Source organism: Vibrio sp. YT-19(2023), from assembly GCF_033337395.1.
This window is the reverse complement of record NZ_JAWOQN010000610.1, coordinates 1-653: the sequence shown is the minus strand read 5'-3', so window position 1 is coordinate 653 and position 653 is coordinate 1. Positions and strand designations below refer to the sequence as shown.

The 653-nt window shown below is 50.1% G+C and carries 1 protein-coding gene; it reads right to left on the bottom strand.

The genetic code is table 11. The features are described 5' to 3' along the window. Nucleotides 1-653: ATP-binding protein (locus tag R7E78_RS27430; protein WP_318058792.1), on the bottom strand; the 653-nt coding region annotated here is incomplete at both ends.

Below are 653 nucleotides of genomic sequence, written 5' to 3'. Positions count from 1 at the left end.
TCATCAAGGAACAATAACCCATTGTGAGCCAAAGAAATCTCTCCCGGTCTTGGCACCGAGCCACCACCAACTAATGCAGCCATCGAACTGGAATGGTGCGGCGCACGAAACGGACGCGACTTCCAGTTGTGCTCATTAATCTCACTTTGCGTCAGTGATGCGACTGAAGCCGTTTCCATCGCTTCTTCGTCGCTCATCTCCGGCAGTAAGTCGCATAAACGCGACGCCAGCATGGTTTTTCCTGTACCAGGAGGACCAAGGAAAAGTAGGTTGTGGTTTCCAGCCGCCGCAATTTCTAGAGCACGCTTGCCTTGTTGCTGGCCAATGATGTCTTGTAGATCTCGACCATGTTTTTCAACCGTTTTTCGCTTCGGAGTTTGATAAAGATTGAGACGATGCTGACCACATAACTCTGCACACACCTCAAGTAAGGATTGCGCTGACTTATGTTGCTCTTTGCCCACCAGCGCCGCTTGATCGCCATTGACATGAGGCACCACCAAATGACGTCCTACTTTGCTTGCAGCCAACGCAGCAGGAAGCACACCTTTGACAGGTCTTAATCCTCCAGACAGGGCTAATTCGCCAACAAATTCGTAGTTTTTGAGCTTATCTGTCGCGATTTGCTCTGAAGCCGCCAAAATACCCAATGC